The organism is Duganella kummerowiae (genome assembly GCF_053572355.1).
In genome coordinates, this window is sequence record NZ_JBKFEH010000004.1 from 255,396 (window position 1) to 275,901 (window position 20,506).

A 20,506-nucleotide genomic window follows, 5' to 3' on the forward strand; every position below is an offset into this window, starting at 1 on the left:
GATAAGAATGGGACGGCGGCTCTCACAGATAGATGGCGGCGCCGGCGCCGACATTGCTGGAGGAGTCCTTGGCCGTCTGGACGATGAAATGGACCTGGTCGTCGCTCAGGTGTCCGTGCAGCGGCAGCGCCAGGTTGCGGTCGGCCAGCTTTTCCGTGATGGGCAGGCCGCCCCTGGCGTAGCCGTAGCGGTTGTAATAGAACTGCTGGTGCAGCGGCTGGCACCATGGCGCGGCCTCGATCTGCTCGGTGGCCAGGTCCTCCACGATGCGGTTGCGCATGCTGTTGGTGAAGCGCGTGCCCAGGTGGACCAGGTATAGCATCCAGTGCACCTCGTCCACCCCGGGCGCGATGTAGGGCGGCTTGATGCCCTCGAAGAACTGCACGTGCTCCAGGTAGTAGCCCTCGACGCGCTTGCGGCGCGCCAGGATATCGTCCAGCCGGTCCAGCTGGGCCAGGCCGAGGGCGGCCGCGATGTCGCTCATGGCGGCCTGCTGCGGCAGGCGGCTGGCCACCGCCACCGACTGGCGGTCCGCCACGCCGCGCTGGCGCAGGTAGTGCAGCTCGCTGGCCAGGGCAGGATCGTCGGTGACCAGCATGGCGCCCTCGCCGCAGCACAGCGGCGAGGGCTGGGAAAAGTCGAACAGGCTGATGTCGCCGAAGCTGCCCGTCAGCTGCCCCTGGTAGCGCGAGCCGATCGCTTCGGTGGAGTCCTCGACCAGGCGCAGGCCGTGCTGGCTGGCCAGCTGGCGCAGCGGCGCCCACGCGGCCGGATGGCCGTTGCTGTTGCCGGCCACGATGGCGCGCGTGCGCGGGCCGATGCGGCTGGCCGCGTGCTGCGGCGACAGCGTGCCGGTCCAGTAGTCGATGTCGGCGAACACCGGGGTGGCGCCGACCAGGGCGATGGCGTGCGCCACCTGGTGCCAGGAATAGGCCGCCGCAATCACTTCGTCGCCCGGGCCGATGCCCAGCGCGCGCAGGGCCAGCATCATCCCCGCCGTGCCGCTGGAGGCGCTGGCGCCATAGGTGCGGCCCAGGTAGCTGGCGAATTCGTCCTCGAAGGCCTGGGCCCGGGGGCCGGACGACAGGCAGGACGACAGCATCACCTGCTTGACCGCGTCCAGCTCGCGCAGGCTGATGTCGGGATCGGACAAAGTCAGCCAGTCCGTCCTGGCGTTGCCGGAAATGGTGTGTGGCATGGTTCCTCCCTCAATGGCGGCTGGCCAGCAGCAGTCCGCTGGCCTCCTCTGGCGCGCCCACCAGGCGCCAGCAGTGGCTGATGGTATCGACCAGGAACAGGTTGTAGGCGCCGCTGCGGCAGTATGGCGGCGCACCCTCCAGGTCGTCGGCGTCGCAGCGCGTGAGCGCGACGCCGGGCAGGCGCGCGCGCATCGCCGGCAGCGGATTGGCACCCGGCTCCAGCTCCAGCAGCAGGGCCGTAGCCGTATGCAGTTGTTCGGTGCTCAGCGCCATCTCAGTCTCCCGCCTTGCGCGCGTCCACCGTGACCGGCAGCGCGGTGCCGGCCGCCAGGGGCGGCAGCGCCAGCTGCCAGCCGTTGGCCAGGGTCACGCTGCCGCCCCACATCTCGGGCTTCTCCATCGCGACGATGGCTTCCTCCAGGTCCTTCTTCGGCACATAGGCCGAGAGTACGCCCGCGCTGGTCCTGCGTATCATGACTTTCATGCAGCTTCTCCGGTTGAGGGTTGTTCTTGCGTTCCGGCGCGCGCCACGATGCCGGGCAACAGCGCCAGCAGCGCATCGACCTCGTCGGCGCGGCTGTAGCGCGACAGCGAAAAGCGCAGCGTGGCCAGCGCCTCGCTGGCGCTCAGGCCCATGGCCAGCAGCACCGGCGAGGGCTCGCTGCCGCCCGCGCCGCAGGCCGCGCCACGGGCGGCGCATACCCCGGCCCGGTCCAGCAGCTCCAGCACCGCGCCGGCATCGGCCTGGCCCAGGCACACGGCGCTGGTGTTGGGCAGGCGCGCCGCCCCGGCGCCCAGCACCCGCGCCTGCGGCAGGCGCTGCAGCAGGCCGCGTTCCAGGCGCGCGCGCAGGGCGGCCATGGCGGCAGCGGCAGGCGCCAGCCGGCCGGCGGCCGCCTGCGCCGCCACGCCCAGGCCGACGATGGCAGGCAGGTTCTCGGTGCCGCCGCGCCGGCCACGCTCCTGGCTGCCATGCAGCTGCGGCGCCAGCGCCACCCCCTTGCGCACATACAGCGCGGCCGCGCCCTTGGGACCGTGGAACTTGTGGCCCGCCAGTGTCAGCAGGTCGATGGGCGCACCGCCCAAGTCGATGGCCAGGCGGCCGGCGGCCTGGGTGGCGTCGGTGTGGAACAGGGCGCCGCGCGCCCGTGCCAGCGCCGCCGCCTCGGCCACCGGGTACACCACGCCGGTCTCGTTGTTGGCCCACATCAGGGTCACCAGCGCCGTGTCGGGACGGATGGCGGCGGCCAGGCCGGCCAGGTCCAGCCTGCCCTCGCCGTCCACGCCCACCCGCGTCACCTCCACCCCGGCGCCCTCCAAGCGCTCCAGCAGCTGGCGCGTGGCCGCATGCTCGACGGCGCTGGCCACCACGTGGCGGCGCGTGCCGCCGCCCGCCAGCGCGCCCAGGATGGCCTGGTGGTTGGCCTCGGTGGCGCTGGCGGTGAACACGATCTCCGCCGGCGCCGCCCCGATCAGCGCCGCCACCTGGGCGCGCGCGGTGCGCAGGGCCTGCTGCGCCGCTGCGCCGAGCTGGTGCTTGCTGGACGGGTTGCCCCAGCACTCGCACAGGCTGGCGTGCACCGCCTCCATCACGGCCGGCGACGGCGGCGTGGTGGCGTTGTTGTCGAAGTAGATGGTGCTCATCGCCAGAACACCCGTTGCGGATCACGGTTGAGCAGGTCCAGCGCCTCGCCCAGGCGCGCGGCGCGCAAGTGCGGTAGCCACTGTCCGCTGCCGTGGTCCTTGCGGTACAACGCCCAGCAGGCCGGCCCGGCCTCGTAGGCCAGCAGGGCAATGTCGATCACGCCGCCATTTGCCTCGATATTGCGCGAGCAGCACGGGCTCTGGATGCGGTAGCCGCCCTCGCAGCAATCGACCCGGGGCCGCACGTAGCGGTAGCGCGCGCGCTGGCGCAACTGGCGCACGATGCGCCGCAAGTCCAGCTCATTGGGCTGGGCCGCGCCGCCGCGCGCCGCATGGGTGGCCCCGGGCAGGGCCGCCAGCGCCTTCACCGCCGCGCTCCCGGCGGCGCCGGCAGGGGCGCGATCTCCTGCTCGAAGCAGCCGACCACGTTCGCGCCGAACTCCACCATGTACACCGGGGTGCCGCTGTCGGCGTGCACGCCCACCTGCACCACCTCGCCGGGGCAGCCCTGCGCAACCAGCAGCGCACCGGCGCCGCAGCCGGGATGGCTGCCGTCGTTGTACAGGTCCTGCAGCGCGGCCACGCGCTGGCCCCAGCCGTACTTCGGCGTGGACGGCGCGTTCATGCGGCCTGCTCCCCGGGGTGGTCCAGCGAGACCAGCTCGCGCCCCTTCATGCCGACCCGGTAGCCTTGCTCCACGAACTCGATGCCGTAGATATAGAACTGCTGCAGGAAGGTGCCGATGCTGGTCACGTAGCCGATGTCGCCCTTGCGCACCAGGATGTCGCCAATGTCCTTGCCGGCGAAGGTGCCGTCGTTGCGGATGGTCTTGGTGCTCTTCACCCGCTCGCCGTAGCCGAAGGCCGGCGGCAGGTACAGCTCGACGTGGCCTTGCTCGCGGTTGATCTTCATGGCGGGGTCCCTAGGCCTGGCGCTTGCGCTGGATGCTGGACAGCCCGACCGTGGCATGCGCCGGGGGCGCGCCCTCGGCGTGCGAGCCGCAGCTGCCGCTGGCCGCGCGCGGAGTGCGGAAGGTCAGGCCGGTGGCCGCCGGGGTATCGCCGAAGTCGATGGTGGCGCCCTCCAGCAGCAGCCGGCTTTCGGCCGGCAGGTACACGGCCAGGCCGTTGCAATCGAGGCTGGCGTCGCCCAGCACCGGCTTTTCCTCGACCGTGAACTCGGCGCTCAGGCCGGAGCAGCCGGCGGTGCTGACCTTGAGCCGGAATCCGGCCTGGGCCGAGCCGCCGTTGAAGCGCACCATGCGGCGCATGAATTTCTCGGCGGCGGGGGTGATGATGATGTTCATGCAGTCTCCTCGGTGGACGGTGGGTGGGACAGGTTCAGTGTCCCGCGCCGGCGTAGCGCGGATAGGCGTTGTCGATCACGCAGGTGTCGTCCACCGGGCAGACCGCGACGCACTGCGCGTCGTCGAAATAGCCCACGCACTCGGTGCATTTCTTGGGGTCGATGACGAACACCCCGTTCTTCTCCCGGATGGCGACGTTCGGGCATTCCGGTTCGCAGGCCGAGCAGCCGGTGCATTGCGAGGCGATGATCTTGTAGCTCATGCGTTACTCCTGTGGTGGTTAGGCGGCGCTGGCGGCGCCGCCGTTGCTGGTGTAGGCGCCCTGGCGGATGTCGGCATCGCCGCGCCGCTGGTGCACGATGTCTCCGGCCTTGACCTTGGCCAGGTAGTCCATGAAGTAGGCGATGGCCGACTGTTCGATGAACTCGTGGGCATAGCGGTCCACCGGCTCGATGCCGCTCTTGAGCAGGTCGTCCCTGGGGCAGGCCCCTATCTTGGCGACGAACACGGCGTGGCAGTCGTTGATGGCGCGTATCACCGTCACCAGGCTGTCCTCCTCGCCGTAGCCGCCCTGGCAGTACTGGTCGACGCGGCGGTGGCCGACGAACCTGGCGCCGGCGGTGCTGACTTCGTAGATCTGGAATTCACTGGCGTGGCCGAAGTGCTCGTTGACGCGGCCGGCGCCCTTGGTGGCCACCGCCACCAGCAGCGCGATGCCGCTGTCGTCGGCCAGCGCGGCCAGCTGCGCCTGCTCCGCCTCGCGCGCCGCCACCTTGGCCTGGCGCTCCTGCTCCACCAGCTCCTGGTAAGCCTTGCGGGTGGCGCCGTCGTAGCTGACCTCCATGGCGTCTATCTTCTCGGTGGTGAATTCCGCGCTGCGGTCCTCGCCCAGCAGGCCGACGGCGTCGGCGCGGCACTGGCGGCAATGGCGCATCATGTTCATCTCGCCCTCGCAATCATCCTGCAGGGCTTTCAGTTCCTGGGCCGTGGGGCCGCGCTGGCCGTTCAGGCCGAACACGGTGCCGTGCTCCGGCGCCGAGATCAGCGGCATGATGTTGTGCAGGAAAGCACCACGCGACTTGACGGCGCGGTTCACCTCCACCAGGTGGCGGTCGTTGATCCCCGGGATCATCACCGAGTTGACCTTGCACAGGATGCCGCGCTCGGTCAGCATTTCCAGTCCCAGCAGTTGGCGCTCGCTCAGGATGCGGGCCGCCTCGATGCCGGTGACGCGCTTGTTCTTGTAGTAGATCCACGGGTAGATGTGCTGGCCGACCTCCGGGTCCACCATGTTGATGGTGATGGTCACGTGGTCCACCTTGAAGCCGGCGATGGTGTCCACGTGGTCGGGCAGCGCCAGGCCATTGGTGGACAGGCACAGCTTGATGTCGGGCGCGGTCTGCGAGATCAGCTCGAATGTCTTGAAGGTCTTGGCCGGATTGGCCAGCGGGTCGCCCGGACCGGCGATGCCCAGCACCGTCATCTGCGGTATGGTGGAGGCGACCGCGATGACCTTGCGGGCGGCCTGCTCCGGCGTGAGCTTCTCGCTCACCACGCCTGGCCGCGACTCGTTGGCGCAGTCGTACTTGCGGTTGCAGTAGTTGCACTGGATGTTGCAGGCCGGCGCCACCGCCACGTGCATGCGCGCGTAGTGGTGGTGGGCTTCCTCGCTGTAGCAGGGATGGTTCTTCACCTTTTCCCACACTTCCGGCGCCATGTCGGCCGGTCCGTCCGACGAACCGCAGCTGGACTTGCCGCCTTCGCTGCTGCTGCCGCAGCCCTTGTGCTCGGCCACCTTGTCGAGCAGCCTGGCGAGCGGCTGGATTTCCTGTACTCCGATGTACTCCGTGGACTGCATGGCAGGCCCCCCTGGTAAAGTCACGCGCTCCGCGTGGTCAGGAGGGTAATAGCCAAAAGCATGCCAACCGGCGTGCGCCGCGCGCGCAGGGCGCCGCTACCGGCTTAACTCGGCGAAAATACCGGGGCGGCAAGGGAAAAAATACGGGGGAAAGCGCAAAAACCAGGAACACGGAGACGGTGCGCGGCGCTGTGGGATTAGCGACAAACCGCGCCCATTGTCGCGGCCTGTGTCGGATTGCCTACACAGGCCGCAACGGTGGCGGAAGTCAGAACTTCTTCACTTCGATGTGGTACTTCTGCAGCGCGTAGGCCATCTGGCGCGCCGAGATGTTGAGCGCGCGGGCGGCCTTGGCCTGTACCCAGCCGCATTGCTCCAGCGCCGCGATCAGGCGTTCACGCTCGGTGCTGGGCTGGGCGCCCTGGTCCGGCATGGTGGCGGCGTCGCGGATCGGGATCACGGGCCGGCCGCTCTCTGCCGCCGCGTCCAGCGGCGCCGGGGGCTCGCTCTGGCGCGCCACGCCCGGCGGCAGCGGCGTGTGCAGGTATTGCGTCAGGCATTTGTTCTGCTGGCAGGAAAAGTGGATTTCGCCGATCACATCGCCGCGCGCCATGGTCGCAGTGCGTTCGACGCAGTTCTCCAGCTCGCGTACGTTGCCGGGCCAGAAGCAGTTGGTCATGATGGCCATGGCCTGCGGCGTCATGCGCAGCTTGCGGCCGTTCTCGGCCCGGAATTTCTCCAGGAAGTGTTCGACCAGGTAGGGAATATCCTCGCGCCGTTCGCGCAGCGGCGGCATGAAGATGCTGACCACGTTGATGCGATAGTACAGGTCGGCCCGGAACTCGCCGCGCGCCACCGCCCTCTCCAGGTCGCGGTTGGTGGCGGTCACCAGCCGCACATCGACCTTGAGTGAGCGGCTGCCGCCGACCCGCTCGAACTCGCGCTCCTGCAGCACACGCAGCAGCTTGGCCTGGAAGGCCGGCGAAATCTCGCCTATCTCGTCGAGGAACAGGGTGCCGCCGTGGGCCAGCTCGAAGCGGCCCTTGCGCTCGCTCTGGGCGCCGGTGAAGGCGCCCTTCTCGTGGCCGAACAGCTCGGACTCGAGCAGCGTCTCCGACAGCGCCGCGCAATTGAGCTTGATGAAGGGCCCGTCCTTGCGCGGACTCAGATAGTGGATGGCGCGCGCGATCACTTCCTTGCCGGTGCCGCTCTCGCCACGCAGCAGGACGGTGGCGCGCGACGGCGCCGACTGGTGGACCTCGGCGAATACCTCCTGCATGGCCTTGGAAATGCCAATCACGTTGTCGAGCCGGTACCTGGTCTGCAGCGCCTTCTTGAGGCGTTTGCCCTCCTCCAGCAGCTCGCTGCGGTCGGCGTCGATGTTGCGGTACAGGCGCACGGTCTGGCCGATCAAGTTGGCCACCATGCTGAGGAAGCGCACATCCTCGTCGAAGCTGTGGCTGGCGTCTCCCCCGGTCCGCTGTATGCACAGCACGCCCAGGATTTCGCGCGCCGCCTTGACCGGTACGCCCACCATGGCCAGCGTACCGCCGCCGTGGTCGGGCGGGCCGCTGGTGCGCGCCAGGAACAGGGGCTCCAGCGCCAGGTCCGGCACCACGCTGGGCACACCGGTCTGGAAGATGCGGCCCGTGATGCCCTCGCCCACCCGGTAGCGCCCGCGCCGGAACTCCGCGTCGCTGACGCCAACCGCGCCCACCAGTTGCAGTTCTCCCGATTCCTGCAGCAGGCTCAGCATCCCGCGCCGGGCGCCCAGGTTATTCACCAGCACATTCAGCAGTTCCCGGATGGTCTTGCTCAGGTCGAGCGAAGAACCGAGGATTTTGCTGATTTCATAAATCGTTATCAGATGCAAGTTGTTGCCGCGTTCAACGAGATTGCCCATGTCGCCCTCCCAGCCGTTAGCCCATCCCCGGAAAGATATTCAAGCAAAAAACCATAAGCAAAAAGCGTGCCCCTGCAGCAAAAAAGGGCAAAGGCGGCCCTTGCCATACGGACTCGCCGAATTTCTGGCACAGTAACGTCTTACGCCTCAATATTACCGGAGTTACCATGACCACCAGCTACCCCGACACCCGCCTCCTGATCGCCAATGAATGGAGCGACGCCACCGGCGGCAAGACCATCCCGGTGCTCAATCCGGCCACCGGCAAGCCCATCGGCACCGTGGCGCACGCCGCCATCGCCGACCTGGACCGCGCCCTGGCGGCCGCCCAGCGCGGCTTCGAGACCTGGCGCAAGGTGCCGGCCCACGAACGCGCCGCCACCATGCGCCGCGCCGCCGCCCTGCTGCGCGAACGCGCCAGCGACATCGGCGTGCTGCTGACCCAGGAACAGGGCAAGCCGCTGGCCCAGGCCCGCGCCGAAGCCCTGGCCGGCGCCGATATCATCGAATGGTTCGCAGCCGAAGGCATGCGCGTGTACGGCCGCATCGTCCCCTCGCGCAATCCGGCGGCCCAGCAGCTGGTGCTCAAGGAGCCGGTCGGTCCGGTGGCCGCCTTCACGCCGTGGAACTTCCCCATCAACCAGATCGTGCGCAAGCTGTCGGCCGCGCTGGCCACCGGCTGCTCCTTCCTGTGCAAGGCGCCCGAGGAAACCCCGGCCTCGCCGGCCGCGCTGCTGCAGTGCTTCGTGGACGCCGGCGTGCCGCCCGGCGTGGTCGGCCTGGTGTTCGGCGATCCGGCCGAGATTTCCGGCTACCTGATCCCGCACCCGGTGATCCGCAAGGTGACCTTCACCGGCTCGACCCCGGTCGGCAAGCAGCTGGCCGCGCTGGCCGGCGCCCACATGAAGCGCGTCACCATGGAACTGGGCGGCCACGCCCCGGTGATCGTGGCCGAGGATGCCGACCTGGCGCTGGCGGCGGAAGCCACCGGCGGCGCCAAGTTCCGCAACGCCGGCCAGGTGTGCATCTCGCCGACCCGCTTCCTGGTCCATAACAGCATCAAGGAAGAATTCACGCGCGCCCTGGTGGCGCAGGCCGAGCGCCTGAAGATAGGCGACGGCCTGGCCGAAGGCACCACCCTGGGCCCGCTGGCCAACGCGCGCCGCGTGGCGGCCATGACCCAGGTGGTGGCCGACGCCCGCGCCAAGGGCGCCCAGGTGGCGACCGGCGGCGAGCGCGTGGGCAGCGAAGGCAACTTCTTCGCCCCCACCATCCTGGCCGACGTGCCGCTTGACGCCAGCGTGTTCAACGACGAGCCGTTCGGCCCGGTGGCAGCCATCCGCGGCTTCGACAGCCTGGACGAAGCCATCGCCGAAGCCAACCGCCTGCCCTTCGGCCTGGCCGGCTACGCCTTCACCCGCTCGATCAAGAACGCGCACCAGCTGATGCACAACGTGGAAGTCGGCATGCTGTGGCTGAACCAGCCCGCCACCCCGAACGCCGAGATGCCGTTCGGCGGCATCAAGGATTCCGGCTACGGCTCGGAAGGCGGCCCGGAGGCGCTGGAAGCCTACCTGAACACCAAGTCGGTGTCGCTGCTGGGCGTGTAAGCGCCGTCCCCGGCGCAGCCCGCGCCGGCGGCGGGTGGCCCGCAGCGCACGCCATCCGCCCGCCAGCATGCCATGGGTTTCAGCTTACGGTACCGTTGCGGCCGGCACGGCGGCCCATGATGCTGGCATTTCATGCAGCTGGAATGGCCCGGCGCTTGAATCGGCAGCGTTTTGCTTTTTGGAACCAATGTCAACGCTCCCCGATCATAAAAAAGGGCAGCCTCGCGGCTGCCCTTGATGGTGCTACTGGGAAGTGTAGACGCGGCTCAGGCCGGCTGAGGGGCCTTGTCCTCGGCCTGGGTTTCCGAGATGGTGGCCTCGGTGGTCAGGATCAGGGACGCGATCGAGGCCGCGTTCTGCAGCGCGCTGCGGGTCACCTTGGTCGGATCGATGACGCCGCTTTCCACCAGGTCGCCATACTCGCCGGTGGCCGCGTTATAGCCGAAGTTGCCCTTGCCTTCCACCACCTTGGACACCACCACGGACGGCTCGTCGCCGGCGTTGGAGACGATCACGCGCAGCGGTTCCTCCAGCGCGCGCAGCACGATCTGCACACCGGCGTGCTGGTCGGCATTGGCGCCCTTGAGCCCGGCAATGGCGGCGCGCGCGCGCAGCAGGGCCACGCCGCCACCCGGCACCACGCCCTCCTCCACCGCCGCACGGGTGGCGTGCAGGGCGTCATCGACGCGGTCGCGCTTCTCCTTCATCTCGATCTCGGTGGCGGCGCCGACCTTGATCACGGCCACGCCGCCAGCCAGCTTGGCCACGCGCTCCTGCAGCTTCTCCTTGTCGTAGTCGCTGGTGGCCTGCTCGATCTGGGCCTGGATCGCGGCCACGCGGGCGTCGATGCGCTGCTGCTGGCCGGCGCCGTCGATGATGGTGGTCGCTTCCTTCTGCACCTCGATGCGCTTGGCGCTGCCCAGCTGCTCCAGCGTGGCTTTTTCCAGCGTCAGGCCGGTTTCCTCGGAAATCACGGTGGCGCCGGTGAGGATGGCGATATCCTCCAGCATGGCCTTGCGGCGGTCGCCGAAGCCAGGCGCCTTGACCGCCGCCACCTTGAGGATGCCGCGCACCGAGTTCACCACCAGCGTGGCCAGGGCCTCGCCCTCCACGTCCTCGGCCACGATGAACAGCGGCTTGCCGGCCTTGGCCGACAGTTCCAGCACCGGCAGCAGTTCGCGGATATTCGAGACCTTTTTGTCGTACAGCAGCACCAGCGGATCTTCCAGGCGGGCCAGCTGCTTGTCCGGGTCGTTGATGAAATACGGGCTCAGGTAGCCGCGGTCGAACTGCATGCCTTCCACCACGTCCAGCTCATTCTCGAGCGACTTGCCGTCTTCCACCGTGATCACGCCTTCCTTGCCGACCCGCTCCATGGCCTGGGCGATGATGTCGCCGATGGCCTGGTCGGAATTGGCCGAGATCGCGCCGACCTGGGCGATCTCCTTGTTGGTGGCGATGGGGCGCGAGATGGCTTTCAGCTCGGTGATGGCGGCCGCCACGGCCTGGTCGATGCCGCGCTTGAGGTCCATGGGATTCATGCCGGCCGCCACATACTTCATGCCCTCCTGGACGATGGCCTGGGCCAGCACGGTGGCGGTGGTGGTGCCGTCGCCGGCCACGTCGGCGGTCTTGGAGGCCACCTGCTTGACCACCTGGGCGCCCATGTTTTCCAGGCGGTCCTTGAGTTCGATTTCCTTGGCCACCGATACGCCATCCTTGGTGATGGTGGGCGCGCCGAAGCTGCGCTCGATCACCACATTGCGGCCCTTGGGACCCAGGGTCACCTTGACGGCGTTGGCCAGGGTGTTCACGCCCTTGACGATGCGGGCGCGGGCGTCGTCGTGGAATTGTACTTCTTTCGCAGTCATGTCTTATCTCCATTCAGCCAGGTTGGAATCAGGCGGCCTTGGCGGCGGCCTGCGCTTGTTCGATCACGCCGAGGATGTCTTCCTCGCGCATCACCAGCAGTTCCTCGCCGTCCAGCTTGACGGACTGGCCGGCGTATTTGCCGAACAGGACAGTGTCGCCCACACCCACCGCCAGCGCACGCAGGCTGCCGTCGGCCAGGGCGCGGCCGTGCCCGACCGCCAGCACCTCGCCCTGCTCGGGCTTCTCGGCGGCGGAATCCGGGATCACGATGCCGGAGGCGGTTTGCCGTTGCTTTTCAATTCGCTTAACAATAACCCGGTCATAAAGGGGACGGATTTTCATCGCTTCTATCTCCAATGTGGTTACAGATCATTCCAAAGTGAATCCAGGCCAGGGGCCGGAACTTCGGCGATTCCGGAAATAGGTTGTGGCCTGTTGGTTTTCAAGATGCCTGCAAGCAGCGAGAATGTAACAAGATGTTTCAAAGAACGATGATGCGGTCCAGGCGGCCCAGCTGGTACACGGTGCGGGCGGCGGGGCCGGGCGGCGCGGCGCGCACCGGGCAGTCGCTGGCGCGTCCGCCGTCGGCGGCCAGGCTGTCGTCGCCGGGACCGACGCCGGCCCACAGCCCTCCCTTGACCGGCTGGAACAGCCAGCGGCTATAGCCTTTTTGCGCGGCCAGGGCCATCTGGCCGGCGCGCGCCGGAGGCTCTTCCACCAGCGCGGCATCGGGATGGCCGGCGGCGTTGTCGCCGAAGGCCAGGCGGCAATCGTAGGCTTCGCTGGCCGGCGCACCGGGCCAGTTGCAGGGCCGGCGCCGTACCCGCTCCAGGCTCCAGGCGCCCAGCCGCCAGGCCGCATCCAGCAGTTCCTGCTCGGCGCCGCGATGGTCGGGCCAGGGTCCGTCCAGCTGCAGGGCGGAGCTGGGCACGGCGCGCGCCGGCAGCGGCACGCCCGGCAGCTGCAGCGGCGTGGCGCGGCGGAAACCATGCCAGTGCAGGAATAGCAGCAGCGGTGAGCCGGGCGCATCGGCCCGCGCCGCGCTGACCGCGTACAGCGGCAGGCCCATGGCGGAAATGTGGGAAGAAACGAGTTCGTAGGTGTGCATGGAAGTTCTCCAGATCAACGGGTTGATGAGGGAAACCACCGGCGCCTAGATGGCGTTTCAACATGAGCGTGGCGAGGCGCGGGCCAAGGCCGGGGCGCCGAAGACAGTGCGCCTGCACGGCAAGGAGCTGCAACGACGCCATGCTCATGTTGAAACGCCCTCTGAGGGCGCCTATGCGGAGGCAGGGAGATTGTAATGCAGGCGGGGCATGGTTGAGGACATGCCGCAACGCGGGGCTGCGGCGTCCGCGCGCGGCGGACGCGCTGGCGGGCGCCGTCGTGGTCAGCGCACTTCCAGCAGCTCGACGTCGAAAATCAGGTTGGCGTTGGGCGGGATGGGACCGGCGCCGCTCTCGCCGTAGCCCATGGCGGCCGGCACGATCAGGGTGCGCTTGCCGCCGGCTTTCATGCCCTGAACACCCTCGTCCCAGCCCGGGATGACCTGGCCGGCGCCCAGCTGGAACTCAAAGGGGCCGCGTCCGCTCGAGGAATCGAACTGCGCGCCATGGCGGGACGGCGCCTGCGGGTCGTACAGCCAGCCGGTGTAGTGGACCGCCACCGTGCTGCCGGCCACGGCTTCCTTGCCGGCGCCAGGCTGGGTGTCGATTTTTTGCAGCGAGACAGTCGCGGCGCCAGCCGGCGCGGACGCCGGCGCGGATGGCGGCGCAGTCGCGGATTCAGGCGTCTTGGCGCGCTCGCAGGCGGCCAGCGCCAGCGTCAGGGTAAGGCCGATCAGGCAGGAAGACAGCGGCAGTTTCATGTTGTAGAGTCCAGAATTCCAGGGTCCCGCATTGTGCCATAGTTCCACCGCATGGCGGGGCGGCGCGGCGTGCCGGACGATGCGTATAATTTGGCAATTTCCTTCACTTGCCCGCTTATGGAACATCGATTCTTGCTGCATGCGGTTTTTTACCTGGTGGCCGCCCTCATCATGGTGCCGCTGGCGCGCCGCACCGGCATGGGCGCGGTGCTGGGCTACCTGGCCGCCGGCGCCGCCATCGGCCCCTGGGGACTGGGCCTGATCGATAACGTCGAGGACATCCTCGGCATTTCCGAATTCGGCGTGGTGCTGCTGCTGTTCCTGATCGGCCTGGAACTGGAGCCGAAAAAACTGTGGTCGCTGCGCCGCCCCATCTTCGGCTGGGGCGGCGCCCAGGTGCTGCTGGCCGGGGCCCTGCTGGCCGGCGGCGCCACGCTGCTGGGGGTGGACTGGCGCACGGCGCTGGTGGCCAGCATGGGCCTGTCGCTGTCGTCCACGGCCATCGTGCTGGCCACCCTGGACGAGCGCAAGCTGATGCCCAGCCCGGCCGGCTCGGCCAGCTTTTCCATCCTGCTGTTCCAGGACATCGCCGCCATCCCCATGATCGCGCTGGTGCCTCTGCTGGCGGGGGCCGGCGCCGCCCACCACGAGCCGGGCTGGCTGCGGGTTGCCAAGCTGGCTGCCGTGCTGCTGGTGCTGGTGGCGGCCGGCCGCTGCCTGGTCAATCCGCTCATGCGCTGGCTGGCCGGCACCGGGCTGCGCGAACTGTTTACCGGCTTCGCCCTGCTGCTGGTGATCGCCATCTGCCTGCTGATGCAATCGGTGGGCCTGTCGATGGCGCTGGGCACCTTCATGGCGGGCGTGCTGCTGGCCGACTCGGAATACCGGCACCAGCTGGAAAGCGACGTGCAGCCCTTCAAGGGTTTGCTGCTGGGCCTGTTCTTCATGGCGGTCGGCATGTCGGCCGACTTCGGACTGCTGCGCGCGGCGCCGCTGACCGTGCTGGGCCTGACCGCCGCCCTGCTGCTGCTCAAGGGCGCCCTCATGTACGCCATGGCGGCCTGGTTCGATATCCCGCGCAGCCAGCGCCTGTTCTTTGCCCTGCTGATGTCGCAGGGCGGCGAATTCGCCTTCGTGGTGTTCGGCGCGGCCGCCGGCGCCGGGGTGCTGGCGCAGGAAACCTCGGCCCTGCTGGTGATGGTGGTGACCCTGTCCATGGCGGCCACGCCACTGCTGCTGGTGCTGCACGAGCGCCTGGTGGCGCCGCGCCTGGCGGCCGGCAAGCGCAAGCCGGCGCCGGACGTGATCAGCGCCGACCACCCCGTCATCATTGCCGGCTTCGGACGCTTCGGCCAGATCATCGGACGCCTGCTGGCCGCCAACCGCATCGGCGTGACGGTGCTGGACCACGATCCCGACCAGATCGAACTGCTGCGCAAATTCGGCTTCAAGGTGTTCTACGGCGACGCCACCCGCTACGACCTGCTGGAGGCGGCCGGCATCGCCAGGGCGCGCATCCTGGTGGTGGCCATCGACGATATCGACGCCAGCCTGGCGCTGGTGGACGCGGTGCGCCGCCACCTGCCCAACCTGACCATCCTGGCGCGCGCGCGCAACGTCAGCCACTACTATGCCCTGCTGGACCGCGGCGTGACCCTGATCGAACGCGAGACCTTCGAGGCCGCGCTGCAGCTGGGCGCGGCGGCGCTGCGCGAACTTGGTTTCGGCGCCGATCAGGCGCAGGCGGCGGCCGGCATCTTCCGCACCCACAATATCAAGACCATGCTGGAAGTGTATCCGCACCAGCAGGACCAGGAAAAAATGATCTCGCTGACCCGCAAGGCGCGCCAGGAACTGGAAGAGATGTTTGCCGGCGACGCGGCCGCCTTCCGGCGCGCGGAGGATGGCAAGGTGGAAGCGGAGTGACGCGCGGCGACAGCGCGATGTCCGGCGCCTTCTTCACGGCGCCCGGCTCATCGGGCGCCCCATATGGCAGCGGCGCGCACAGCCATTGTGGGTAACCGGGCTTCCGGGACTTCAGGAGCAAGGTAAACAGCGCCGGGCGCGCGCCAACCCTAGCGTTGCGCGCACAGATCGATGATGCCGCGCTGCAGTCCCAGTATGACGGCGTGGGTGCGGTCGTTGGCATCGAGCTTGGCCAGTATGCTTTTCATGTGGACTTTCACGGTCGATTCGGAGATGCCGAGCCGCAGGCCAATCAGGCGATTGGTTTTGCCCTGGGCGGCCTGCTCCAGGACCTGCACTTCGCGCTCGGACAGCGCTTCCACATACAGGTGCGTGGCCATGGCTATCGCGGCCGGGGATGCAATATGGCGCCCACCAGCATGCACGGTCCGGATGGCCTGCGCCAGTTCGGCCTCCACGCTCGCTTTCAGCAGATAGCCTGCCGCGCCGGCCTTGATGGCCCGCACGGCATGCACATCCCCCGTGAAAGTCGTCAGCACGATGACATTGGTGGACGGATGGGTGCGCTTGATCAGCGCCGTGGCATCGATGCCGATCAGTTCGGGCATCTCGGTATCCATGATGACGATATCCGGGCGCAGCCGGGCACATTCGTCCAGCGCCGCGCGCCCGGTGGCCGCCTGCCCGACCAGCGCGATCCCGGCCTCGTCCTCCAGAATACTCGCCAGTCCCTGGCGAAACAGCGGGTGATCGTCCACGACCAGCACCGCGATCGGATGGTTCTGCATGATTGGTCATCCTGGCAAATCATTATTTTGGAGGAATTATAAAGCCCGCCCAGAACTCTCTCCATGGCCAGATGACCAATCACCCTTTCGAGGTAGCAGAAAACTGTTCAGCCTGATGATGTGCGAATCCTGGCCGCCGCATACCATATCTGAACTTCAACGACGGGCCATTGCCCCTGATTTCTCAACTTCCTGGATGCCCCATGCCGCCCTTGATTGACGACCGCTTTTACTCAGCACTGGAGCTGCAAAACCTCATCCGGCATTGCCACCCGCACCGCTCGCAAATACTGGCGGATCTGTTCGCCATCGGGTGTGTCCTGCATTTCCAGGGCGAACGCACCGCCGGCGCCTCGCTCATCGGTCAGGTGGTCGATGCGGTTGCGGACGCGGCAGAACCGCGTTACCTGAACGCCCTGCTCGACAGCATCGCCGGTAACGAGCTGCGGCGCCGAGCGCCCATGACCGGCTGCTCCATCTGAACACATCGGCGACCGCGCCACCGAGACCGCCCGCCCCGGCGTTGAGCTCGAGCGCGGGGAACATGGCCGAGCGGGCCACGCCGACACGCGCATGTGCGGCCTCCATGGCAAACTGGGCGCTTACGATGTCCGGGCGTCGCTCCAGCAATGCGGAGGGCAGCCCGGCAGGAATCAGGGGTAGGACCGACGCCTGCAACGGCCTGGCGTCGGCGGCGAAGGCGGCCGCGGGCTTGCCCAGCAGGACGGCCAGCCCATGCTCCACACGGGCCCGCTGGCGTTGCAGCCCGAACGCCTCGGCTCGCGCAGTGGCCAGTTCGGTCCGGGCCCGGGCCAGGTCGAATTCGCCGAGGTCGCCCAACTCGACGCGCTGGCTCGTGACGCGCACGCTTTCCTCGCGCAGCCGCAACGACTGCCCGACCGTGTCGATTTCCGCATCGAGCGCACGCAGTCTGAAATAGGCCTGGGCAACGTCCGCCTGCAGCGACATCAACACGGCCAGATAAGCCGCCGCGCTCGCATTGGTGTCGCCGCGTGCCGCCGCGACGCCGGAAGACACCCGTCCAAACAGGTCGGCTTCATAGCTTGCCGTCAGGCGCGCCCCATACACCGATGCCGGAGGCACCGCCGCTCCTGCCGCCATCCCGGCCTCCAGCGGCGACAAGCGCGCGCGTTGGGCGCTCACGCCGGCAACAAGCTGGGGCAGGCGATCCGCTTGCGCGATGTCGGCGATGGCCCTGGCCTGGCGCACCCGCGCCGCCGCCACGGCCAGGGTCTGGTTGTTGGCGGTCGCCTCGGCAATCAAGGCGTCCAGGGCGCGGTCAGCGAACACGCGCCACCATTGCCCGCGCGGCTGGACCTGCGCCGGCCGCCCCTCGGTCCAGGTGCTGCCATCGTTGGCGCGCCGGACGCCGCGTTACGCGGGCAGCGCGGCCGTGGCATGCTGCTCTTCCTTGAATGCCGGCGGCACCACGAGGCCAGGCTGCTGGAATGGCGGCACCGAGCACGCGCACATCAGCAACGCTGCCGCGCAGGCGCCTGTGGCGCGTGTCATCATGGTCATCATCCTCATGCTATCGGTTCCCCTCGGGTATGGGCTGTGATGGTTGATGCGGACGCGCCGGCGCGACCCGTTGTGCCAAGGTCCGCAGCAGCACATAGAAGAGCGGCGTCAGGAACAAGCCGAACAGGGTCACCCCCAGCATGCCTGAGAACACGGCAACGCCCATCGCGTGGCGCATCTCGGCGCCGGCGCCATGGGAAAACACCAGCGGCAGCACGCCCATGATGAACGCCACGGAGGTCATCAGGATAGGGCGCAAGCGCAGACGGCACGCTTCCAGCGCGGCCTCCATGGTGGAGCGCCCATGCTGTTCCAGTTCCACCGCGAATTCCACGATGAGAATTGCGTTTTTCGACGCCAGGCCAACCAGCACGAACAGCGCGATCTGGGTAAAGACATTGTTGTCGCCGCCGGTCAGCTTGACCCCGGTCAGCGCGCACAAAATGGACATGGGCACGATGAGGATGACCGCCAGTGGCAGCGTCCAGCTTTCGTACTGCGCGGCCAGCACCAGGAACACCAGCAGCACGCATAGCGGGAAGACATAGACCATGGTGTTCCCGGCCAGGATGTCCTGGTAGGTCAGGTCGGTCCACTCGAACGACACGCCCTTGGGCAGGTTGTCTTTGACGAGTTGTTCCATCGCCGCCTGGGCCTGGCCGGAAGAGATGCCTGGCGCCGGGCCGCCGTTGAGTTCCGCAGCCACGAAATTGTTGTAGCGCTGGACACGATCCGGACCGTAGGTATCTTCGATCCGCATGATGGACGACAGCGGTATCATGTCGCCCTGGTCGTTGCGCACCTTCATCTGGGCCACTTGCTCGCGGTGCGAACGGAATGGCGCATCGGCCTGCACGCGCACCTGGTAGGTGCGGCCGAACTGGTTGAAGTCATTGACGTACAGCGCGCCCAGGTTGATTTGCAAGGTTTGATTGATCTCCTCCAGCGGCACGCCGAGCTGTTTCGCCCTGCACACCGGCCTCGTAACGTTGCGACGCGCGGTTGAAGGAGCGGTTGAACGCGCCGAAGAAGCGGCCCAGGACGGCATCCAGCGCCAGCGTGAGCCGGTCCTTGGGCGCCGCGTGCGGTTGCAGCAGCACCGCCGACAGCGCCGGCGCCAGGGTCAGGGAACAGAATGCGGAAATCACCGTGGAAATGGCGATGGTCAGCGCAAACTGGCGGTAGAACTGCCCGGTCAGCCCGGACACGAAGGCGATCGGCACAAAGACCGCGCACAGCACCAGGGCGATGGCGATGATGGGACCGGAGACTTCCCGCATGGCCTGTATCGTGGCGTCATGCGGTGACAGGCCGCTGCCGACGGTGGCGTCATCATCGCGATCGGCGCCGCCCTCGGGCCAGCCGCACTTCGATCCGGCCATCCTGGCGCGGCGCGCCATCCAGGTATTCAGCGGCGGCACGCCCCAGTACGTGACGGCGGCCAACGTGGAGCAGGCGGTGGAAGAACTGTACGCGGCGATGCGAGCCGGCCTGTTCGACGACCTGGCCATCGTACGCTATCCCCTGGCGCGCGCGGCACAGGTACACGAAGATATCGCGGGGCGGAGGCTTGAGGGTATCGCAGTGCTGATGCCGTAACGGCAGGCTCACTTCCTGTGGCGTGGGCCGCCACGCGCCCATGTCAGGGACCAAGCTGATGGTTTCCTCCGTGCTGGGACAGGTGGCACGGAGATTTGACCCTTTTTAGGCCATCGAGTTTTGTGATGGCTCAGTCATGGCCTCAAAATTGGCCCCGGAAGTACTGGATGTTGGCTGACTCAGGCATACCTCCTGGGACGAAAAAAAACCGCAGTCTCAGAGGAGAACCGCGGTTTTTTCGACTGCTTCTCGTACCTTTCGGTACTAATTCTGGCGGAGACGGTGGGATTCGAACCCACGATACAGGTTTTGCCCGTATGCTTCCTTAGCAGGGAAGTGCCTTCGGCCACTCGGCCACGTCTCCTAGTCGATTTCTCAACTACGCCTGCCCAGGCAAGCGACGCGAGCTATAGTATAGATCGCCCGCCGCCCGGTCAAGGGTGACGGGAAAAATAACTCCTTCCCCATCCACGCAGTTGACTAATTGTCCCGTATAGTGGAACATTAAGTCCAACATACTGGAGAATTCTGTGAGTACCGAGACTATCAGCCTGATCGATTGCACTGAAGCGGAGCACGCCGCAAAAATCCTGGACATCCTGAATGAAGCCATCCTGAACTCGACCGCCCTGTATGACTACCAGCCGCGCCCCATCGAAGCGATGTCCGCCTGGTTCGGCATCAAGCGCAGCAACGGCTTCCCTGTCATCGGGGCCGTCGATGGCAGCGGCGAACTGCTGGCCTTCGCCAGCTGGGGCACCTTCCGCGCCTTCCCCGCCTTCAAGTATAGTGTCGAGCACAGCGTCTACGTCCACCACCAGCAGCGCGGACGCGGCTTGGGCGAACTGCTGATGAAGGAACTGATACGCCGCGCAGGCGAGGCGCAACTGCACGCGCTGGTGGGCTGCATAGACGCCAGCAATACCTCGAGCATTGCCCTGCACGCCAAGCTGGGCTTCCAGCACGTCGGCACCATGCCCCAGATCGGCTTCAAGTTCGGCCGCTGGCTGGACGCCGCCTTCTACCAGTTAAACTTGGCAACACCATTGCAGCCACAGGACGGCTGAAAACGGCTCTGCAGCGCCAGCACGGCCACGCCCGGATTGCTGCCCAAGTCCCCGCGGCCGCGTGTCGCGCGCGAGGACCAGATGCCGCTGACGAGGCAGTGCGAACCGGCCGGCGCGTGTCTGGCGTCAATACGCTGGCCAGATTGACGGGGACTTTGCAGAGGCGGCTTCTGGCGCGGATATGAGATGCACCGAAAGCCCGCCAGTATGGGATCGGATCAGAACGGCATTGGATGGATACAGAACGACTGGAGCGGGAGAAGAGTCTCGAACTCTCGACCTCAACCTTGGCAAGGTTGCGCTCTACCAACTGAGCTACTCCCGC

At 67.5% G+C, this 20,506-nt stretch carries 21 protein-coding genes, 2 tRNA genes and 2 pseudogenes; 4 read left to right on the plus strand and 21 right to left on the minus strand.

Features of this window, described 5'->3' with window-relative positions; translation table 11 throughout:
* Window positions 1–22 precede the first annotated feature (22 nt).
* The 11 genes from ACLB1G_RS04565 to nifA form a co-directional block, all read right to left on the minus strand.
* Window positions 23–1,198, minus strand: coding sequence for a DegT/DnrJ/EryC1/StrS family aminotransferase (locus ACLB1G_RS04565; RefSeq protein WP_491626002.1), 1,176 nt, complete (start codon window positions 1,196–1,198; stop codon window positions 23–25).
* Between the two features lie 10 nt (window positions 1,199–1,208).
* The gene (locus ACLB1G_RS04570; RefSeq protein WP_491626003.1) at window positions 1,209–1,472 is read right to left on the minus strand and encodes an HCV capsid domain containing protein; all 264 of its coding nucleotides are present in this window, start codon (window positions 1,470–1,472) and stop codon (window positions 1,209–1,211) included.
* Window position 1,473: 1 nt separating this feature from the next.
* Window positions 1,474–1,683, minus strand: a complete 210-nt coding sequence (gene nifT, locus ACLB1G_RS04575; RefSeq protein ID WP_491626004.1) for a putative nitrogen fixation protein NifT — start codon at window positions 1,681–1,683, stop codon at window positions 1,474–1,476.
* Window positions 1,680–2,843 carry a cysteine desulfurase family protein gene (locus tag ACLB1G_RS04580; protein ID WP_491626005.1) on the minus strand — a complete coding sequence of 388 codons (1,164 nt, stop codon included), beginning with the start codon at window positions 2,841–2,843 and terminating at the stop codon, window positions 1,680–1,682. Before ACLB1G_RS04580 ends, nifT begins: the two co-directional genes overlap by 4 nt.
* A complete protein-coding gene (locus ACLB1G_RS04585) occupies window positions 2,840–3,211 on the minus strand; it encodes a DUF3024 domain-containing protein (protein ID WP_491626006.1) in 372 nt (123 codons plus the stop codon). Before ACLB1G_RS04585 ends, ACLB1G_RS04580 begins: the two co-directional genes overlap by 4 nt.
* The gene (locus ACLB1G_RS04590; protein WP_491626007.1) at window positions 3,208–3,468 is read right to left on the minus strand and encodes a nitrogen fixation protein NifZ; all 261 of its coding nucleotides are present in this window, start codon (window positions 3,466–3,468) and stop codon (window positions 3,208–3,210) included. Before ACLB1G_RS04590 ends, ACLB1G_RS04585 begins: the two co-directional genes overlap by 4 nt.
* Window positions 3,465–3,755 (minus strand): nitrogen fixation protein NifZ, encoded by a 291-nt coding sequence (locus tag ACLB1G_RS04595; protein ID WP_491626008.1) that lies wholly within the window; start codon window positions 3,753–3,755, stop codon window positions 3,465–3,467. The genes ACLB1G_RS04590 and ACLB1G_RS04595 overlap by 4 nt, the downstream gene beginning before the upstream one ends.
* 10 nt (window positions 3,756–3,765) lie before the next feature.
* Window positions 3,766–4,149, minus strand: a complete 384-nt coding sequence (locus ACLB1G_RS04600) for a HesB/IscA family protein (protein ID WP_491626009.1) — start codon at window positions 4,147–4,149, stop codon at window positions 3,766–3,768.
* Between the two features lie 34 nt (window positions 4,150–4,183).
* Window positions 4,184–4,411 carry a 4Fe-4S binding protein gene (locus tag ACLB1G_RS04605; protein ID WP_491626010.1) on the minus strand — a complete coding sequence of 76 codons (228 nt, stop codon included), beginning with the start codon at window positions 4,409–4,411 and terminating at the stop codon, window positions 4,184–4,186.
* Between the two features lie 18 nt (window positions 4,412–4,429).
* Window positions 4,430–6,007 carry a nitrogenase cofactor biosynthesis protein NifB gene (nifB, locus tag ACLB1G_RS04610; protein ID WP_491626011.1) on the minus strand — a complete coding sequence of 526 codons (1,578 nt, stop codon included), beginning with the start codon at window positions 6,005–6,007 and terminating at the stop codon, window positions 4,430–4,432.
* A gap of 268 nt (window positions 6,008–6,275) precedes the next feature.
* Entirely contained in the window at window positions 6,276–7,910 is a 1,635-nt protein-coding gene (gene nifA / locus ACLB1G_RS04615) for a nif-specific transcriptional activator NifA (RefSeq protein WP_491626012.1), read from the minus strand.
* 167 nt (window positions 7,911–8,077) lie between these two features.
* Here nifA and ACLB1G_RS04620 point away from each other — a divergent pair, with 167 nt between their 5' ends.
* Window positions 8,078–9,520: an NAD-dependent succinate-semialdehyde dehydrogenase gene (locus ACLB1G_RS04620; RefSeq protein ID WP_491626013.1), complete on the plus strand. Its 1,443-nt coding sequence runs from the start codon at window positions 8,078–8,080 to the stop codon at window positions 9,518–9,520.
* Between the two features lie 266 nt (window positions 9,521–9,786).
* Here the strand turns inward: ACLB1G_RS04620 and groL are convergent, their stop codons facing one another.
* From groL to ACLB1G_RS04640, 4 genes are all read right to left on the minus strand, one after another.
* Window positions 9,787–11,391, minus strand: coding sequence for a chaperonin GroEL (gene groL, locus ACLB1G_RS04625; protein WP_491626014.1), 1,605 nt, complete (start codon window positions 11,389–11,391; stop codon window positions 9,787–9,789).
* A gap of 28 nt (window positions 11,392–11,419) precedes the next feature.
* Window positions 11,420–11,734, minus strand: a complete 315-nt coding sequence (locus ACLB1G_RS04630) for a co-chaperone GroES (RefSeq protein WP_491626015.1) — start codon at window positions 11,732–11,734, stop codon at window positions 11,420–11,422.
* A gap of 139 nt (window positions 11,735–11,873) precedes the next feature.
* Entirely contained in the window at window positions 11,874–12,500 is a 627-nt protein-coding gene (locus ACLB1G_RS04635) for a diguanylate cyclase (RefSeq protein ID WP_491626016.1), read from the minus strand.
* A 282-nt stretch (window positions 12,501–12,782) separates the two neighbouring features.
* A complete protein-coding gene (locus ACLB1G_RS04640) occupies window positions 12,783–13,259 on the minus strand; it encodes an FKBP-type peptidyl-prolyl cis-trans isomerase (RefSeq protein WP_491626017.1) in 477 nt (158 codons plus the stop codon).
* Window positions 13,260–13,376: 117 nt separating this feature from the next.
* Here ACLB1G_RS04640 and kefC point away from each other — a divergent pair, with 117 nt between their 5' ends.
* Window positions 13,377–15,185 (plus strand): glutathione-regulated potassium-efflux system protein KefC, encoded by a 1,809-nt coding sequence (gene kefC, locus ACLB1G_RS04645; RefSeq protein WP_491626018.1) that lies wholly within the window; start codon window positions 13,377–13,379, stop codon window positions 15,183–15,185.
* Window positions 15,186–15,334: 149 nt separating this feature from the next.
* On the opposite strand, the gene ACLB1G_RS04650 is transcribed toward kefC, so the two are convergent.
* The 4 genes and pseudogenes from ACLB1G_RS04650 to ACLB1G_RS04665 all read right to left on the minus strand — a co-directional run.
* Window positions 15,335–15,973, minus strand: a complete 639-nt coding sequence (locus tag ACLB1G_RS04650; protein WP_491626019.1) for a response regulator transcription factor — start codon at window positions 15,971–15,973, stop codon at window positions 15,335–15,337.
* A 357-nt stretch (window positions 15,974–16,330) separates the two neighbouring features.
* Window positions 16,331–17,329: pseudogene (locus tag ACLB1G_RS04655) on the minus strand (efflux transporter outer membrane subunit); the annotation flags it as partial.
* Between the two features lie 39 nt (window positions 17,330–17,368).
* Window positions 17,369–17,509 carry a hypothetical protein gene (locus ACLB1G_RS04660; RefSeq protein ID WP_491626020.1) on the minus strand — a complete coding sequence of 47 codons (141 nt, stop codon included), beginning with the start codon at window positions 17,507–17,509 and terminating at the stop codon, window positions 17,369–17,371.
* Between the two features lie 16 nt (window positions 17,510–17,525).
* Window positions 17,526–18,846, minus strand: a pseudogene (locus ACLB1G_RS04665) (efflux RND transporter permease subunit); the annotation flags it as partial.
* On the opposite strand from ACLB1G_RS04665, the gene ACLB1G_RS04670 reads away from it, so the two are divergent.
* Window positions 18,839–19,114 (plus strand): hypothetical protein, encoded by a 276-nt coding sequence (locus ACLB1G_RS04670; RefSeq protein ID WP_491626021.1) that lies wholly within the window; start codon window positions 18,839–18,841, stop codon window positions 19,112–19,114. The pseudogene ACLB1G_RS04665 and the gene ACLB1G_RS04670 sit on opposite strands and share 8 nt — an antisense overlap.
* A 271-nt stretch (window positions 19,115–19,385) precedes the next feature.
* Here ACLB1G_RS04670 and ACLB1G_RS04675 read toward each other — a convergent pair.
* Window positions 19,386–19,478, minus strand: a tRNA-Ser gene (locus ACLB1G_RS04675).
* A gap of 166 nt (window positions 19,479–19,644) precedes the next feature.
* Here ACLB1G_RS04675 and ACLB1G_RS04680 point away from each other — a divergent pair.
* Window positions 19,645–20,181 (plus strand): GNAT family N-acetyltransferase, encoded by a 537-nt coding sequence (locus ACLB1G_RS04680; protein WP_491626022.1) that lies wholly within the window; start codon window positions 19,645–19,647, stop codon window positions 20,179–20,181.
* A 249-nt stretch (window positions 20,182–20,430) separates the two neighbouring features.
* Here ACLB1G_RS04680 and ACLB1G_RS04685 read toward each other — a convergent pair.
* Window positions 20,431–20,506: transfer RNA gene (locus ACLB1G_RS04685), tRNA-Gly, on the minus strand.

What these genes read in the sequence shown, in the direction of transcription:
- ACLB1G_RS04650 (WP_491626019.1), bottom strand. Translation starts at nt 15,973, where the DNA reads ATGCAGAACCATCCGATCGCGGTGCTGGTCGTGGACGATCACCCGCTG.
- kefC (WP_491626018.1), top strand. Translation starts at nt 13,377, where the DNA reads ATGGAACATCGATTCTTGCTGCATGCGGTTTTTTACCTGGTGGCCGCC.
- ACLB1G_RS04635 (WP_491626016.1), bottom strand. Translation starts at nt 12,500, where the DNA reads ATGCACACCTACGAACTCGTTTCTTCCCACATTTCCGCCATGGGCCTG.
- ACLB1G_RS04660 (WP_491626020.1), bottom strand. Translation starts at nt 17,509, where the DNA reads ATGATGACACGCGCCACAGGCGCCTGCGCGGCAGCGTTGCTGATGTGC.
- groL (WP_491626014.1), bottom strand. Translation starts at nt 11,391, where the DNA reads ATGACTGCGAAAGAAGTACAATTCCACGACGACGCCCGCGCCCGCATC.
- ACLB1G_RS04565 (WP_491626002.1), bottom strand. Translation starts at nt 1,198, where the DNA reads ATGCCACACACCATTTCCGGCAACGCCAGGACGGACTGGCTGACTTTG.
- ACLB1G_RS04640 (WP_491626017.1), bottom strand. Translation starts at nt 13,259, where the DNA reads ATGAAACTGCCGCTGTCTTCCTGCCTGATCGGCCTTACCCTGACGCTG.
- ACLB1G_RS04620 (WP_491626013.1), top strand. Translation starts at nt 8,078, where the DNA reads ATGACCACCAGCTACCCCGACACCCGCCTCCTGATCGCCAATGAATGG.
- ACLB1G_RS04605 (WP_491626010.1), bottom strand. Translation starts at nt 4,411, where the DNA reads ATGAGCTACAAGATCATCGCCTCGCAATGCACCGGCTGCTCGGCCTGC.
- nifA (WP_491626012.1), bottom strand. Translation starts at nt 7,910, where the DNA reads ATGGGCAATCTCGTTGAACGCGGCAACAACTTGCATCTGATAACGATT.
- ACLB1G_RS04570 (WP_491626003.1), bottom strand. Translation starts at nt 1,472, where the DNA reads ATGGCGCTGAGCACCGAACAACTGCATACGGCTACGGCCCTGCTGCTG.
- ACLB1G_RS04590 (WP_491626007.1), bottom strand. Translation starts at nt 3,468, where the DNA reads ATGAACGCGCCGTCCACGCCGAAGTACGGCTGGGGCCAGCGCGTGGCC.
- nifT (WP_491626004.1), bottom strand. Translation starts at nt 1,683, where the DNA reads ATGAAAGTCATGATACGCAGGACCAGCGCGGGCGTACTCTCGGCCTAT.
- nifB (WP_491626011.1), bottom strand. Translation starts at nt 6,007, where the DNA reads ATGCAGTCCACGGAGTACATCGGAGTACAGGAAATCCAGCCGCTCGCC.
- ACLB1G_RS04595 (WP_491626008.1), bottom strand. Translation starts at nt 3,755, where the DNA reads ATGAAGATCAACCGCGAGCAAGGCCACGTCGAGCTGTACCTGCCGCCG.
- ACLB1G_RS04600 (WP_491626009.1), bottom strand. Translation starts at nt 4,149, where the DNA reads ATGAACATCATCATCACCCCCGCCGCCGAGAAATTCATGCGCCGCATG.
- ACLB1G_RS04580 (WP_491626005.1), bottom strand. Translation starts at nt 2,843, where the DNA reads ATGAGCACCATCTACTTCGACAACAACGCCACCACGCCGCCGTCGCCG.
- ACLB1G_RS04630 (WP_491626015.1), bottom strand. Translation starts at nt 11,734, where the DNA reads ATGAAAATCCGTCCCCTTTATGACCGGGTTATTGTTAAGCGAATTGAA.